The following is a 15,248-nucleotide window of genomic DNA, read 5'->3' as shown; positions in this document are numbered from 1 at the left end:
GGGCCGCCGGCCCGGGGGCCGTGCGGTCGGTGGAGGGGCGCTACAACGAGGTGGCGAGGCGGCCCAGCGCCGCGGTGGTGGAGCGGCCGGGGGTGAAGGGCAGCTCCCAGGCGCGGGCACCGAGGGCCTCGGCTCCCAGGATCTTGGCCTGGGTGTAGCGGTCCCCGGCGGTGAAGGCCAGGGCGGCGGGCGCGAACGGGCGCAGGAGTTCGGCGTAGGCGGCCCAGTCGGCGACCGAGGGCGGTCCCTCGATGGTGAAGGCGCCGCTGACGCAGGCCAGGGCGGCGATGGTCTCGGCGCGTTCCTCGGCCGGGTTGACGGGACGGCCCGGACCCTTCCAGGCGCGCACGCGTTCGTCGGACTCGATCCCGACCACCAGCGGTAGGCCGCGCTCGGCGATCGAGCGGAGGAACCGGACGTGGCCGACGTGCAGGACGTCGAAGACCCCGGTGACGATGACCGGCCGTTCGAGGGTGGCCGGGCGCTCGAACCACTGTGCGCTCAGAGGGGTGACCAGGTCGTCCGCCGCGTTGGTGTCCGTCAAAGTAGCCCCGTTTCGACAAGCTCCAGGGTGCCCGTGTCCGGTCGCGCCGACGGGCCACCCGCAAGGTCAACGTACCGGTTGGTACCGGCTATTCCACGGCTCGGGGTGCGCAGGGCCGCCCCGGCGGTCGCCGCGGACCGGTGGACGCGGTGTGGGTGATGTCATGGAGCATCCTTCCGCGCTGTGTCCGCTCTCACACGGCGCGACGGACACGAGCGGCGGCTGGAGGCGGTGTCGGCGGAGCCCGGTTCGCGGCGGGGGCCGAGACCCGCGGGGGTCCGGGGGCGGTCCTCTGCGGGGGAGCGGTGGGGCGGGCCGGTGTGGAAGGACGCGGTTCGCCTCGAGGTCCGCGGGGGTCTGGGGGTCGTCGCCCAGGGGAAACGGCGAGGCGGGCCGGTGTGGAAGGACGCGGTTCGCCTCGAGGTCCGCGGGGGTCTGGGGGTCGTCCTCCAGGGAAAACGGCGAGGCGGGCCGGTGTGGAAGGACGCGGTTCGCCTCGAGGTCCGCGGGGGTCTGGGGGTCGTCCTCCAGGGGAAACGGCGAGGCGAGCCGGTGCGAAAGCACACGGCTCGCCTCGAGACGAGCGGGCGACGAGAATCGAACTCGCATGGCCAGCTTGGAAGGCTGGAGTTCTACCATTGAACTACGCCCGCGTGGGCCCGGGAGCTTCGAGTTTCCTCTAGACTCGTGGGGCCGACGGGGACCAGAGTACAGTGTCCTGGCGGTGGTCGCACACTCGTGTGCGACCTTTCCGTGTACGGGGTGTAGCGCAGCTTGGTTAGCGCGCATGCTTTGGGAGCATGAGGCCGCGGGTTCGAATCCCGCCACCCCGACGACAGCGAAGCATCCGCGGCAGCGGCCCCTGGGCCGTGCGCCGTGGCCCCCTGCGTATCTGCCCTAGACTTGGTGCGATCAGCAGGAAACTGTAAGTCCCAGCCCGTCGCAGGGCACCCCAGGTTGAACGTGGTCATCAGACTGGCCGGGGTGCGTGCGTGCATGCGCCGTTGTGTGTGGTGCGCCTGCGGGCCGACGCGGACACCAGCCGGCAAACCTAGGAGTACCGCCCCGTGAAGACCGATGTCGAGGAGCTCAGCCCGACCCGGGTCAAGCTGACCATCGAGGTGCCCTTCGATGAGCTCGAGCACGCTTTCGACGAGACCTACAAGTCTCTCGCCAAGCAGGTTCGGATCAAGGGCTTCCGCCCGGGCAAGGCGCCGGCGCGGCTGATCGACCGCTACGTGGGCCGCGGCGCGGTGATCAGCGAAGCCGTGAACCACGCCGTTCCGGAGCTCTACAACGAAGCCATCCAGAAGGAGGAGCTCTTCGCGCTCGGCCAGCCCGACGTCGAGGTCACCAAACTGGAGGACAACGACGAACTCGCCTTCACGGCCGAGGTCGACATCCGCCCGAAGTTCGAGGTCTCGGACTACAAGGGCATCGAGGTGACCGTCGACAACGCCGAGGTCACCGACGAGCAGGTCGACGAGCAGGTCGGCACGCTGCGCGAGCGCTTCTCCACCCTCGTGGGCGTCGACCGCCCGATCGAGGACGGCGACCACCTGTCGATCGACCTCTCCGCCGCCATCGACGGTGAGAAGCTCGAGGACGTCGCGGTCAGCGGCTACTCCTACGAGGTCGGCACCAACACCATGCTGGAAGGGCTCGACGAGACCCTGCGCGGCATGGAGTCGGGCGGCGAGGCCACCTTCAAGACCACCCTCGTCGGGGGTGAGCACGAGGGCAAGGAGGCGGACGTCACCGTCACCGTGCACAGCGTGAAGGTCAAGGAGCTCCCCGAGCTGGACGACGAGTTCGCCCAGCTGGCCAGCGAGTTCGACACGATCGGCGAGCTGCGCGACGACGTGCGCAAGCGCATGACCGAGGTCCGTCGCCTCCAGCAGCTCTCCGCGGCCCGTGACAAGGCCCTGGAGAAGCTCATCGAGTCCGTGGACATCCCGCTGCCGGACTCCGTCGTCGACGAGGAGATCACCCGTCGCCGCCAGAGCCTGGAGCAGCAGCTCGCCCAGGGCGGGCTGACCAAGGAGGCCTACCTCGAGTCGCAGGAGAAGACCGAGGAGGAGTTCGAGGAGGAGCTGACCAGCGGGGCCCGCTCCGCGGTCAAGGCCGGCTTCATCCTCGACCAGCTGGCCATCCAGGAGGACCTGAGCGCCGACCAGGGCGAGCTCAGCCAGTACGTGTTCGAGCAGGCCCAGCGCATGGGCGTGAGCCCGGACCAGCTGGCCCAGCACCTGGTCGAGTCCAACCAGATCCGCGTGGCCTTCACCGAGGTCGTCCGCGGTAAGGCCATGGACCTGGTCCTGGCCGGCGCGAAGGTCACCGACGAGGACGGCAACGTCGTCGAGCAGGAGACCACCGCCGACGCCGAGGGCGCCGACGAGGCCGTGGAGACCGCCACCGAGCCGGTCGACGACACCGCCGCCGCCGAGGCCGCTGACGACTCCGCCGACGAGGCCGAGTCCGCCAAGTAGGCACCGCGCCCAGTGACGCGAACGGGCCCCGTCCGACTTTCGGGTCGGGCGGGGCCCGTCGTGTTCGCCGGCAGAGGAAAGTCCACGCGGGGCCTTGCCCACCCTGCGCTCAAAGCGAACAGAGACGCGATCGGTGCGAGCACGGTGCTCGTCGGCGTTAGTGTCGCTGTATCGCAACCGTTTCGATTCCGGAGCAGGTGACGAGAGTGCCGCCGACCTTTGATGAGTCCCCGCGATTCGACGCACGTACGTCGGAGCCGCAGATTTCCCCTTTTATTGAGCAGACGCCTCAGCGCCTGTTGCGCCAGCGAATCGTATTCCTCGGCCAGCAGGTCGACGACGACATCGCCAACCGCCTGGTTGGTGAGCTTCTGCTGCTGTCCGCCGAGGACCGCCAGCGAGACATCACGATGTACATCAACTCGCCCGGCGGATCCGTGACCGCAGGCATGGCGATCTACGACGTCATGCAGTACATCCCCAACGACGTGCGTACCGTCGGTATCGGCATGGCCGCGTCCATGGGCCAGATGCTCCTGTGCGCCGGTGCCCCCGGCAAGCGCTACGCGCTGCCGCACACCCGCGTCATGATGCACCAGCCCTCCGGTGGCATCGGGGGCACCGCCTCCGACATCCGGATCCTGGCCGACCAGCTGATGTACGTGAAGAAGATGTTCATCGAGAAGATCTCCGAGCACACTGGTCAGGCCGTCGAGCAGATCGAGAAGGACGCCGACCGGGACCGCTGGTTCACGGCCCAGGCGGCCAAGGACTACGGAATGATCGACGAGGTCCTCGAGGGCACGCTCGACGTCGCCATCTGAACGGCCGGCTGAGTGGACCCAGACAGACCCCGCGTGACCCAGTCCATGGATCGGCGCAGTGCGTGGAAGGCGTGAAATGACCGAGTTCAATCCCAGTCTCATCGGCGGCGCGGCCTCGATGGCTCCCCAGAGCCGCTACGTCCTGCCGTCCTACGTGGAGCGTACGTCGTACGGCGTCAAGGAGATGAATCCGTACAACAAGCTCTTCGAAGAGCGGATCATCTTCGTCGGCGTGCAGATCGACGACACCTCGGCGAACGACCTGATGGCCCAGCTCATCACCCTTGAGCAGCTCGACTCCGAGCGGGACATCCAGATGTACATCAACTCGCCCGGCGGATCCTTCACGTCGCTGATGGCGATCTACGACACGATGCAGTTCGTGCGTCCCGACATCCAGACCGTGTGCATCGGGCAGGCCGCCTCGGCGGCCGCGATCCTGCTGGCGGGCGGTACCAAGGGCAAGCGCGGCGCGCTCCCCAACGCCCGCATCCTGATCCACCAGCCCGCCACGGAGGGCATGCACGGTCAGGCCAGCGACATCGAGATCCAGGCCAACGAGATCACCCGGATCCGTACGCAGTTGGAGACCACGCTGGCGCACCACACCGGGCGCTCGGTCGAGCAGGTGTCCAAGGACATCGAGCGCGACAAGATCCTCACCGCTGAGGAAGCCAAGGATTACGGCATCATCGACTTCGTCCTGCCGTACCGCAAGGCGTCCCTCAAGTAGCGGCGCGTCAACCCTGGTCCTGCGGCCTCTCCCACAGTCGTGGGGGAGTGCCGCCGGGTCCGGGGCCCGGCGGTAGGAACACCGACCGGACCGGTTCTCGATCCGGCTGGGGCAGCCCAGTGGCGAAGCCGGTCCGGTTTTTCGCTTAGTCTGGCGGGAGCGACACACAGATCGCCTCGTCCGTGGCCCGGGCCGTGGACGGGTTCGGGAGCTGGACTTCCGGACGGTTCGCGCGAGCGGGACCGACGGGGCGGCCTTAGTTTTGAGGAGTGGCTGGGTGGCACGCATCGGCGACGGCGGGGACCTGCTGAAGTGCTCATTCTGCGGTAAGAGCCAGAAGCAGGTGAAAAAGCTCATCGCCGGCCCCGGGGTCTACATCTGCGATGAGTGCATCGACCTCTGCAACGAGATCATCGAGGAAGAGCTGGCCGACTCGACCGATCTGGCGTGGGACAGTCTGCCGAAGCCGCGTGAGATCTATGAGTTCCTGGACTCGTATGTGATCGGGCAGGACCAGGCGAAGAAGGCGCTGTCGGTGGCGGTGTACAACCACTACAAGCGTGTGCGTTCGGAGGGTGACCGTCCGGGCGACGAGGGTGTGGAGATCGCCAAGTCCAACATTTTGCTGTTGGGGCCGACGGGGTCGGGGAAGACGTTGTTGGCGCAGACGCTGGCGCGGATTCTGAATGTTCCGTTCGCGATCGCGGACGCGACGGCGCTGACCGAGGCGGGGTATGTCGGTGAGGATGTGGAGAACATCCTGTTGAAGTTGATCCAGGCGGCCGATTACGACGTGAAGAAGGCCGAGACGGGGATCATCTACATCGATGAGGTCGACAAGGTCGCGCGTAAGAGCGAGAATCCCTCGATCACGCGTGATGTGTCGGGTGAGGGTGTGCAGCAGGCGCTGTTGAAGATCCTGGAGGGGACGACGGCGAGTGTGCCGCCGCAGGGTGGTCGTAAGCATCCGCACCAGGAGTTCATCCAGATCGACACGACGAATGTGTTGTTCATCTGTGGTGGTGCGTTCGCGGGTCTGGAGGCGTTGATCGAGTCGCGGGCGGGTCGTCAGGGGATGGGGTTCAACGCGGTGTTGCGGCCCAAGTCCGAGGCGGCGGAGTCGGCGTTGTTCGGTGAGGTGATGCCGGAGGACCTGTTGAAGTTCGGGATGATTCCGGAGTTCATCGGTCGGTTGCCGGTGATCACGAGTGTGCATGATCTGGATCGTCGGGCTCTGGTGGAGATTCTGACGCGTCCGCGGAATGCTCTGGTGAAGCAGTATCAGCGGTTGTTCGAGTTGGACGGCGTGGAGTTGGAGTTCACGTCGGATGCGTTGGAGGCGATCGCTGAGCAGGGGATCATTCGTGGGACGGGTGCGCGTGGTCTGCGGGCGATCATCGAGGAGGTGTTGTTGTCGGTGATGTACGAGGTGCCTTCGCGTGAGGATGTGGGTCAGGTGATCATTACGCGGGAGACGGTGATCGACAACGTGAATCCCACGATCGTGCCGCGTGCCCAGATGGAGGACGACCACCAGGAGCGGTCCGCCTAGGCGTGTGCTCCGGAGCCCCCGCACGCTCGGCCGTGCGCTCGGAGCGCGCCCCGCGCGAACCCACCTGGGGTGACGGAAGGCTGAACGGCCTGCCTCTCATCCCCTGATGTCCTGCAACGGCCCACGGCCACCCGAGTTCGTCGGGTGGCCGTGGGCCGTTCGTGTCGCTCCGAGGTGTGTCGGCTACTCCTCTTCGAGGATCTCGGCCATGCGGTTGATCTCGGAGCTCTGCTCGGCGATGAGGTCGTTGGCCATCCGCAGCACCGTGTGGTCCTTGCCCTCTTCCAGGACCTCCTCGGCCATCGTGACGCCGCCCTGGTGATGGGTCGTCATCAGCTCCACGAAGAGCCGGTCGAAGTCGTCGCCCTCGGCGGCGGCCAGGTCGTCCAGCTCCTCATCGGTGGCCATGCCGGGCATGTCGTCGTGATCGACCTCCAGCCGGCAGGTCGGTACGTCACCGCCCTCGTCGTGGTGGGTGCCGTCGCCCTCCAGGCCGCAGAAGTTCTGGTGGGCCTCGTTCTCCCTGGCCGGACCGAAGACGTTCTCCTCCAGCCAGCTCTCCATGGCGGTGATCTCGGGGCCCTGCGCCGCGGAGATGCGGTCGGAGATGCTCTCGATGTCGTCGCGCTCGTGGCGCTCGGCGACCAGTTCGGTCATCTCGATCGCCTGGCGGTGGTGCTCGATCATGTTCACCAGGTAGAACACGTCGGCCTCGTTGTGGCCCTGCTCCTCGGCGAGGGCGGCGATCTGTTCGGCGGTGGCCGGTGAGGCCGACTCACCCGGGGCGCCGGGTGCGATGACGTTGCCCGACACCGGCTCCTCGGCGCCGGTGCAGGCCGAGGCTCCGAGCAGTACGAGAGCGGTTCCGGCCGCGAGTGCCAGGCGTCGCACGAATGTCCTCCAGGGTGGGGGTGGCCGGACGGGGGTCCGCGGTGCCGAGTGGACGCGACACCCTGCCGGTTTTCTACTCACTCCATGGGTGTTTTGTCCAGCCCCGGGTGCGTGTTGGCGCTGATTCGTTCACTCGTTCGTGACCCGTTGTGCCCAGGGCTGATTCGCCTGCGATGTCCGGTGTCGGAGTTTCGCCTGGTCCGCAAGGGAAACAACCATGTGTGATCAAGTGATGGCAATGGGTGGTATTCGGAGGTGGGCGATGGTGGCGCTCGACGGGCGACGGGGAGGCTGGGGTGCTGCCGCCGCGGTGCTGGGCGTCGCGGCCGGTGGTCTCGGAGCCCCGTCGGCGTGGGCGGGGGAGCCCACCGGGAGCGGTGTGGAGCATGTGGCGAACATGCCCAAGCCCGAGGCGCTCACCGACACCTTCAACTCCGACCTCGCGTTCTCGGGCGACTACGCCATCGGCGGCAACTACGGCGGCTTCGTCATCTACGACATCTCCGAGCCCGCGCGGCCCGAGATCGTCTCCGAGGTCCTGTGCCCCGGCGGCCAGGGCGACGTGTCGGTCAGCGGCGACCTGCTCTACTTCTCCGTCGACTACCCGCGTGCGACCGATGAGTGCGGTGCGCCCGCGGTCCGGCCCAGCGACCCCGACGGGTTCGAGGGCATCCGCGTCTTCGACATCTCGGACAAGACCGCCCCGGAGTACGTGACCGCGGTGCGCACCGACTGCGGTTCGCACACCAACACACTCGTCCCGGGCTCGGACGGCGAGAGCGACGTGGTCTACGTGTCGTCGTACTCGCCCTCGGAGCGGTTCCCCCACTGCCGGCCGCCACACGACAGGATCTCGATCGTCGAGGTGCCGCACGACGCGCCGGGGGAGGCCGCGGTGGTCGGCGAGCCCGTGCTCTTCCCGGACGGGGGAGAGGCGAGCACCACGGGCTGCCACGACATCACCGCCTATCCGGAGCGCGGACTGGCCGCCGCGGCGTGCCTGGGCGACGGGCTGCTGCTGGACATCACCGACCCCCTGGACCCGGTGGTGGTCGAGCGTGTACGGGACGCCAACTTCGCCTTCTGGCACTCGGCCACGTTCACCAACGACGCACGGCACCTGCTCTTCACCGACGAACTCGGTGGCGGCGGTGCGGCGACCTGTACCGAGGAGATCGGACCCGAACGCGGCGCCGACGCGGTGTACGCGCTCGATCAGAACGAGGACCTGCCGAAACTCGACTTCCGGAGTTACTACAAACTGCCCCGCCATCAGACCGAAACCGAGAACTGTGTGGCCCACAACGGCTCGTTGATCCCCGTTCCGGGCCATGACTACTTCGTGCAGTCCTGGTACCAGGGCGGCGTCTCGGTCATCGACCTTGACGATCCCGCCGCTCCCCGGGAGATCGGCCACTTCGACCGCGGCCCCTGGGATCCGGCGAATCTGGCCACCGCCGGGTCGTGGTCGGCGTACTACTACAACGGCCACGTGTACTCATCGGACATCCGACACGGCCTCGACGTGCTCAGGCTCACCGATCCCCGGCTGGAGGCGGCCGAAGCGGCCCTCATGACGGAGTTCAATCCCCAGTCGCAGCCCGTCGTGTCGCCGGAGGTGTGACGCGGCGGAGGGCCGTGCCGGGGGACACCTGCGTCCCCCGGCACGGCGGCGGCGGCCCGGAGCGGGCCGGTTCGCGCCGGAGGAGGCCCGCCACCCTAGGCACCGTGTGTAGCCGGATCAGGTCAGGGTGGCAGCGTGTTAACTGTCGTGATTCTTTCGTCTCCCCCTATACATATTGATGTTGAATTGTGTACGTTCTTCCTGCTTAGCTCCAAACTGCATCAGGAGTACACATGGCGTCATCCCCCATCTCCCCCCGGGCCCGACGGAGACGTGGAGCCGCGTTCGCCCTCACTGGCGCCGCAGCCCTTCTCGTCGGTCTCCTGGCCCCCTCAGCGGCCGCCGCGGACGATTTCGTCAGCGACGCCGAGACCAGCGACAACGTCACCCACGTCGCGAACATCCCCAAGACCGAGGCGATGGGTAGCGGCTTCAACTCCGACCTCGCGTTCTCGGGCGACTACGCCATCGGCGGCAATTACAACGGCTTCGTCATCTACGACATCTCCGAGCCGGAGCGGCCCGAGATCGTCTCCGAGGTGGTCTGCCCCGGCGGTCAGGGCGACGTGTCGGTCAGCGGCGACCTGCTCTACTTCTCCGTGGACTACGCGCGCGCCAGCGAGGACTGCGGTGCGCCGGCCGTGCCCACCTCCGACCCGAACGGGTTCGAGGGCATCCGCGTGTTCGACATCTCGGACAAGACCTCTCCGGAGTACGTGACCGCGGTGCGCACCGACTGCGGTTCGCACACCAACACGCTCGTCCCGGGGGCGGACGGGGAGTACGACTACGTCTACGTCTCCTCCTACTCACCCCGGTCGAACTTCCCGAACTGCCAGCCGCCGCACGACAAGATCTCGGTCATCGAGGTCCCCGTCGACGACCCGGCCTCGGCGGCGGTCGTCGAGGAGCCGGTGCTCTTCCCCGAGGGCGGCAACAGCGGCACCGCCGGCTGCCACGACATCACCGCGTACCCGGAGAAGGGCATCGCGGCCGGCGCCTGCATGGGCGACGGCATCCTGATGGACATCTCCGACCCGGCGCACCCGGTGGTCACCGACGTCGTCCGCGACCCGAACTTCGCGTTCTGGCACTCGGCGACCTTCACCAACAACGCCGACACGGTGATGTTCACCGACGAGCTCGGCGGCGGCGGCGCGGCCATCTGCACCGGCGAGTACGGCTCCGAGCGCGGCGCCGACGCCATCTACTCGATCGGCGGCGGTGACGCGGAGCCCGAGCTGGGCTTCGAGGGCTACTTCAAGATCCCGCGCCTGCAGTCCGACACCGAGAACTGCGTGGCGCACAACGGCTCGCTGATCCCGGTCCCGGGGCGCAACTTCTTCGTGCAGTCCTGGTACCAGGGCGGCGTGTCCGTGCTCGACTTCAACGACCCGTCGGCCGCCACCGAGATCGGCCACTTCGACCGCGATCCCATCGACGAGGACGACCTGGTCCTCGGCGGCTCCTGGTCGGCCTACTACTACAACGGCTACGTCTACTCCTCCGACATCACCAGGGGACTGGACGTGCTGCGCCTGGAGGACCCGCGCCTGCGCGTGGCCGCACAGGTCCACATGGACGAGTTCAACCCGCAGTCCCAGCCCAGCTACCGGCCCGGGCGGGGCAACGGCCGTCACTGACCGGCGCGCTCCGGCCGCCCCACCCCATGGCGGCCGGGGCATCCGACTCTGATCCGCCCGGCCGCGTGCCGGGCGGCGGGAGGGGGCCGCGGCCCTGACCACGCCGTGGCCCCGATGCGTTCACCACCCCCAACGCACACAGGAGTGCCCATGCCCCCTTCACCCTCCCGCGCGGCAGGCGCAGGACGCCGACGATCGACCGCCGCGGCCCTCGCGGCGTCGGCCGCCCTGGCCGCCGGACTGCTCGCTCCGGGCACCGTGGCCGCCGACACCACCCCGCCGGCGGACGCCATCTCCAGCGACAACGTCACGCACGTGACCAACGTGCCCAAGCCCGAGGCCGTGAGCAGCGTCAACTCGGACCTCGCGTTCTCGGGCGACTACGCCATCGGCGGCAACTACGACGGCTTCGTCATCTACGACATCTCCGAGCCGGAGCGGCCCGAGATCGTCTCCGAGGTGGTCTGCCCCGGCGGTCAGGGCGACGTGTCGGTCAGCGGCGACCTGCTCTACTTCTCCGTGGACTACGCGCGCGCCAGCGAGGACTGCGGCGCGCCGGCCGTGCCCACCTCCGACCCGAACGGGTTCGAGGGCATCCGGGTCTTCGACATCTCCGACAAGTCGGCTCCGGAGTACGTGTCCGCGGTGCGCACCGACTGCGGTTCGCACACCAACACGCTCGTTCCGAGCAAGGACGGCGAGAGCGACCTGCTCTACGTGTCGTCCTACTCGCCCAGGGCGAGCTTCCCGAACTGCCAGCCGCCGCACGACAAGATCTCGGTCATCGAGGTGCCGCACGACTCCCCGGAGGACGCGGCGGTCGTCAACGAGCCGGTCCTGTTCCCGGACGGCGGCAACCACGACCAGGACAACCTGCTGCTGCCGACGCAGGGCTGCCACGACATCACCGTGTACGCGGAGAAGGACATCGCGGCCGGCGCCTGCATGGGCGACGGCGTCCTGATGGACATCTCCGACCCGGTGAACCCGGTCGTCACCGAGCGGATCCAGGACCCGAACTTCGCGTTCTGGCACTCGGCGACCTTCACCAACGACGCCGCGACGGTGATGTTCACCGACGAGCTCGGCGGCGGTGGCGCCCCCACCTGCACCGAGGAGATCGGCCCGGAGCGCGGCGCCGACGCGATCTACACGATCGGCGGCGGCAGGAGCGGCCCGCCGAGCCTGGACTTCGCCAGCTACTTCAAGATCGAGCGCCACCAGGGCGACCAGATCTGTGTGGCGCACAACGGCTCGCTGATCCCGGTCCCCGGCCGTGACTACTTCGTGCAGTCCTGGTACCAGGGCGGCGTGTCGGTGATCGACTTCAACGACCCGACCGACCCGCAGGAGATCGGCTACTTCGACATGGACTCCCGTGTCGAGGAGGGCGTGCGGGACAACGACACCTGGTCGACCTACTACTACAACGGCTACGTGTTCTCCTCCGACATCGAGCGGGGCATCGACGTGCTGCGCCTGGAGGACCCGCGCCTGCGCGCGGCCGAACAGGTCCACATGGACGAGTTCAACCCGCAGTCCCAGCCCAGCTACCGGCCCGGGCGGGGCAACGGCCGCTGACGCGGACGCCGACGGAAGGCCCCGCCGAGGGGCACTGAGGGGCCGGGGGCACGTGAGCTGCTCCCGGCCCCTCGCCGTGCCGAACGGCCGCGTCGGCCGCCCCGGGCCTAGCCCCGGGCCGCCTCGAAGAGCCGGTCGGTCGGGGCCCGAACGGCCTCCAGGACGCGGCCGGTGAAGTACACCGTCCCCAGTGCCAGGATCCGGTTCCCCAGCCCGGCGAGGAGGTCGGGGGAGAGGTCCTCCGCGGCCACGGTCCTCCAGTGCGCGGGCAGCGCGCGCTCGAACCGCAGGTGCGACTCCGGCAGGACCACTGTGGTCACCGGCAGGTCGCCCAGCGACTCCACGACCCCGGACACGTCCTTGTGGTCGGGCAGGCACAGCAGCACGTGGTCCACTCCGCCCCACAGGCCCCGGGCGTGCTCCAGGGCCGCCGCGACCCCGGCGCCGTTGATCGCCGAGTCCACCACGACCTCCGCCGACGGGGTGCCGGGCACGCCGTGGCGGGACAGCCGGGCCGGCAGGCGCACGGTGCTCAGCACCTCGTGCAGGCGCTCCGCGTCGGGGCGGGGGCGGCCCAGGACGTCCAGCGTGCGCAGGGCCGCCGCCGTCCCCAGGACCCCCGAGGCCGCCGACAGGCCGGGCGGGCGCAGCGCGGTCGGCGGCTCGGTTCCGGGCACCGCCGGATCCACGGTCTCGGCGGTCACGCGCCCGTCGGTGGCCCGTGCCAGCGCCTCGGTCATCGCCTCGGTCACCTCGGGCGTCTGCGGCAGCGTCACCAGGGCCCGCGTGCGCGGCCCGGCGACCCGGGCCTTCTCCTGGGCGATCTCGGGAACGGTGTCGCCCAGCACCCCCAGGTGCTCGCCGAAGACCACGCCCATCGCCACGACGTCCGGTCCGATGAGGCGGAGCTCGTCGCGGTGCCCGCCCGCTCCGGCCTCCAGGACGCACACGTCGGCGCCCACGTCGCGTGCGCGCAGCAGCCCCGCGATCAGGAACAGCCCGCTCGGGGCCAGGTGGCCGCCGGTCTCGCGCACCGACGGCAGCCGGAGCCGGGCCCGCTCGACGCGCTCGCCCAGCGCGTCCATCTCCTCGTCGGTCACCGAGGCGCCGTCCACCCGGACGCGCTCGCGGTAGGAGCGGAAGCTCGGCCCGGTGACCAGGACGGTCCGCAGCCCCGCGGCGCCCAGCGCGGCGGCGGCGTAGGTGGCGGTACTGCCCTTGCCCTTGGACCCCACCACGCCCAGGACCGGCACCGCGGCCGGATCCAGGTCGAGGGCGCGCATCAGGGCGGCGGCGCGGTCCAGGCTGCGGGTCTGCCCGGGGCGCCGGTCCGCCCACTCGCAGAAGAACGGGTCAAGGAATCGCATAGCCCAAGTATGGTCTCTGTGATTTCCGCCGTCGTACCCGGACTCGGCGCCCGGGCGCAGGTGGGGGCGCGTACACTGGCGCGGGTGTACACCCCTACGACCGACACGCCGTGAGCGGCGACAGCGCCCATGAGCGCTACGCCGAGGTGACGGCGCAGATCCTGTCCCGTGCTCCCGAGTCCGAGATCGATCCGACCCTCGACCGGGTCCGCACCCTCCTGGACCTTCTGGGCGATCCGCAGCGCAGCTTCCGGGTCATCCACGTCACCGGCACCAACGGCAAGACATCCACAGCCCGCATGATCGACGCGCTCATGCGCGCACGGGGCCTGCGCGTGGGCCGCTACACCAGCCCGCACCTGCGCACCGTGCGCGAGCGCATCGTCGTCGACGGCGAACCCGTCTCCCAGGCGAGGTTCGTCGAGATCTACGACGACATCAGTCCCTACGTGGACATGGCGGACTCGATGAGCGACACACGCCTGTCGTTCTTCGAGATCCTCACCGTCATGGCCTACGCCGCCTTCGCCGACACCCCTGTCGACGTCGCCGTGGTCGAGGTGGGGATGGGCGGCCGATGGGACGCCACCAACGTCGTCGACGGAGACGTCGCCGTGGTGACCCCGATCGGTATCGACCACACCGAGTACCTGCCGGACACACTCGACGGCATCGCCGACGAGAAGGCCGGCATCATCAAGTCGGACTCCATCGCGGTCATCGCCCAGCAACCGGTGCCCGCGGCCGAGGTCCTGGTCCGCCACGCCGCCGAGGTCGGCGCGCGGGTGGCCCGTGAGGGCCTGGAGTTCGGCGTCACCTCCCGCGAGGTGGCCGTCGGCGGCCAGCAGGTCGCCGTCAAGGGCCTCACCGGAGGATACGAAGACCTGTTCCTGCCCCTGTTCGGCGCCCATCAGGCCGGCAACGCCGCCGTCGCCATCGCCGCCGTGGAGGCGTTCGCCGCCACGGGCGAGGACGCCGAGGGGTTGGACCCCCAGATCGTCGGCGAGGCCCTGTCCGGGGTCGACTCCCCGGGCCGGATGGAGGTCGTGCGCACCAGCCCGACCGTGATCGCCGATGCCGCACACAACCCGGCCGGGATGACCGCGACCGCCGCCGCCGTCGAGGAGGCCTTCGGATTCAGCCGCCTGGTCGGCGTGGTCGCCATCATGGCCGACAAGGATGTCGAGGGGATTCTCGAACCCCTCGAACCACTGCTTGACGAGATCGTCGTCACCCGCAACTCATCGCCGCGCTCCCTCGACCCCGCGCGGCTGACCGCCATCGCGCAGCAGATCTTCGGTGAGGACCGCGTCCACGCGGCCGCCCGACTCGACGACGCCATCGACCAGGCCGTGGGCCTGGCGGAGGAGACCGGCGAGTTCGGCGGCAGCGGGGTGCTCGTCACCGGGTCGGTCGTCACCGCCGGTGACGCCGTCCACCTGCTGCGCGGCGCGGGCGAGTAGCGGACCCGGCGTTCCACCGACGAAGGGATCTGCGCCATGCGCGTCGTCTGCGCTGTCGTTCTCGCTTTCGAGGCCATCGTCCTCGGACTCGCCATACCCGTCGCCATCAACACCGAGGGCATCGATCCGGCGCTGGCGGGTGGCGTCTGGGGCGGTATGGCCGCGGCCGTGCTCGTCCTGTCCGCCCTGCAGAAGTACACCTGGGCGCACTACGCCGCCTGGGCTCTGCAGGCCGGGTTCCTCTTCACCGCCTTCCAGGTGTCGGGGATGCTGCTCATCGCCGTGGTCTTCGTGTCCCTGTGGGTGACCGGCGTCATCGTGGGGCGCCGTACGGACGCCCTCAAGGCCGCCCGCGACAGGGAGAGCGGGGCCGAGACCGTCGACGCCTGACCGCCGTACGCGCCGTGCCCGGAAGCGGTAGTGTGGCGCGTATCCGGGCAGGCCGCCCGTGGGGCGTTCCTCCCGCGGCTTCGGCGCCCGCATCCTGTACCCGAACCTCCGCGTGCGGCCGGAGCCGTGGGCGAACGCCCACGCGTG

General features: G+C 69.2%; 12 protein-coding genes and 2 tRNA genes. 10 read left to right on the top strand and 4 right to left on the bottom strand.

Features of this window, described 5'->3' with window-relative positions; all coding sequences use genetic code 11:
- Positions 1–40: 40 nt before the first annotated feature.
- Positions 41–544, bottom strand: a complete 504-nt coding sequence (locus tag M1P99_RS04270) for an adenylyltransferase/cytidyltransferase family protein (protein ID WP_304451365.1) — start codon at positions 542–544, stop codon at positions 41–43.
- Positions 545–1,126: 582 nt separating this feature from the next.
- A tRNA-Gly gene (locus M1P99_RS04265) sits at positions 1,127–1,197 on the bottom strand.
- Between the two features lie 105 nt (positions 1,198–1,302).
- On the opposite strand from M1P99_RS04265, the gene M1P99_RS04260 reads away from it, so the two are divergent.
- From M1P99_RS04260 to clpX, 5 genes are all read left to right on the top strand, one after another.
- Positions 1,303–1,377, top strand: a tRNA-Pro gene (locus M1P99_RS04260).
- A gap of 234 nt (positions 1,378–1,611) precedes the next feature.
- On the top strand, positions 1,612–3,033 hold the full coding sequence (tig, locus tag M1P99_RS04255) for a trigger factor (RefSeq protein WP_304451364.1): 1,422 nt from the start codon (positions 1,612–1,614) through the stop codon (positions 3,031–3,033).
- Positions 3,034–3,308: 275 nt separating this feature from the next.
- Positions 3,309–3,857, top strand: a complete 549-nt coding sequence (locus tag M1P99_RS04250; RefSeq protein WP_121187974.1) for a ClpP family protease — start codon at positions 3,309–3,311, stop codon at positions 3,855–3,857.
- A 76-nt stretch (positions 3,858–3,933) separates the two neighbouring features.
- Positions 3,934–4,590: an ATP-dependent Clp protease proteolytic subunit gene (locus M1P99_RS04245; RefSeq protein ID WP_304451363.1), complete on the top strand. Its 657-nt coding sequence runs from the start codon at positions 3,934–3,936 to the stop codon at positions 4,588–4,590.
- Positions 4,591–4,867: 277 nt separating this feature from the next.
- Positions 4,868–6,142: an ATP-dependent Clp protease ATP-binding subunit ClpX gene (clpX, locus tag M1P99_RS04240; protein ID WP_304451362.1), complete on the top strand. Its 1,275-nt coding sequence runs from the start codon at positions 4,868–4,870 to the stop codon at positions 6,140–6,142.
- 183 nt (positions 6,143–6,325) lie between these two features.
- Here clpX and M1P99_RS04235 read toward each other — a convergent pair whose 3' ends face one another.
- Positions 6,326–7,033 carry a DUF305 domain-containing protein gene (locus M1P99_RS04235; protein ID WP_304451361.1) on the bottom strand — a complete coding sequence of 236 codons (708 nt, stop codon included), beginning with the start codon at positions 7,031–7,033 and terminating at the stop codon, positions 6,326–6,328.
- A gap of 262 nt (positions 7,034–7,295) precedes the next feature.
- On the opposite strand from M1P99_RS04235, the gene M1P99_RS04230 reads away from it, so the two are divergent.
- The 3 genes from M1P99_RS04230 (at position 7,296) to M1P99_RS04220 (ending at position 11,881) form a co-directional block, all read left to right on the top strand.
- Positions 7,296–8,657: an LVIVD repeat-containing protein gene (locus tag M1P99_RS04230; protein WP_304451360.1), complete on the top strand. Its 1,362-nt coding sequence runs from the start codon at positions 7,296–7,298 to the stop codon at positions 8,655–8,657.
- Between the two features lie 233 nt (positions 8,658–8,890).
- Positions 8,891–10,300, top strand: a complete 1,410-nt coding sequence (locus M1P99_RS04225; protein ID WP_304451359.1) for an LVIVD repeat-containing protein — start codon at positions 8,891–8,893, stop codon at positions 10,298–10,300.
- 150 nt (positions 10,301–10,450) lie between these two features.
- Positions 10,451–11,881: an LVIVD repeat-containing protein gene (locus tag M1P99_RS04220; protein WP_304451358.1), complete on the top strand. Its 1,431-nt coding sequence runs from the start codon at positions 10,451–10,453 to the stop codon at positions 11,879–11,881.
- Positions 11,882–11,988: 107 nt separating this feature from the next.
- On the opposite strand, the gene M1P99_RS04215 is transcribed toward M1P99_RS04220, so the two are convergent.
- On the bottom strand, positions 11,989–13,248 hold the full coding sequence (locus tag M1P99_RS04215; RefSeq protein ID WP_304451357.1) for a hypothetical protein: 1,260 nt from the start codon (positions 13,246–13,248) through the stop codon (positions 11,989–11,991).
- Between the two features lie 110 nt (positions 13,249–13,358).
- On the opposite strand from M1P99_RS04215, the gene M1P99_RS04210 reads away from it, so the two are divergent.
- Complete coding sequence (locus M1P99_RS04210) at positions 13,359–14,711, top strand: folylpolyglutamate synthase/dihydrofolate synthase family protein (RefSeq protein WP_304451356.1); 1,353 nt, start codon at positions 13,359–13,361, stop codon at positions 14,709–14,711.
- A gap of 36 nt (positions 14,712–14,747) precedes the next feature.
- A complete protein-coding gene (locus M1P99_RS04205) occupies positions 14,748–15,101 on the top strand; it encodes a DUF4233 domain-containing protein (RefSeq protein ID WP_304451355.1) in 354 nt (117 codons plus the stop codon).
- Positions 15,102–15,248 lie beyond the last annotated feature (147 nt).

This window comes from Nocardiopsis sp. YSL2 (genome assembly GCF_030555055.1).
In the GTDB taxonomy this organism is placed as follows: Bacteria; Actinomycetota; Actinomycetes; order Streptosporangiales; family Streptosporangiaceae; genus Nocardiopsis.
The sequence above is the reverse complement of the archived record's forward strand: the minus strand, read 5'-3'. Positions and strand labels throughout refer to the sequence as shown.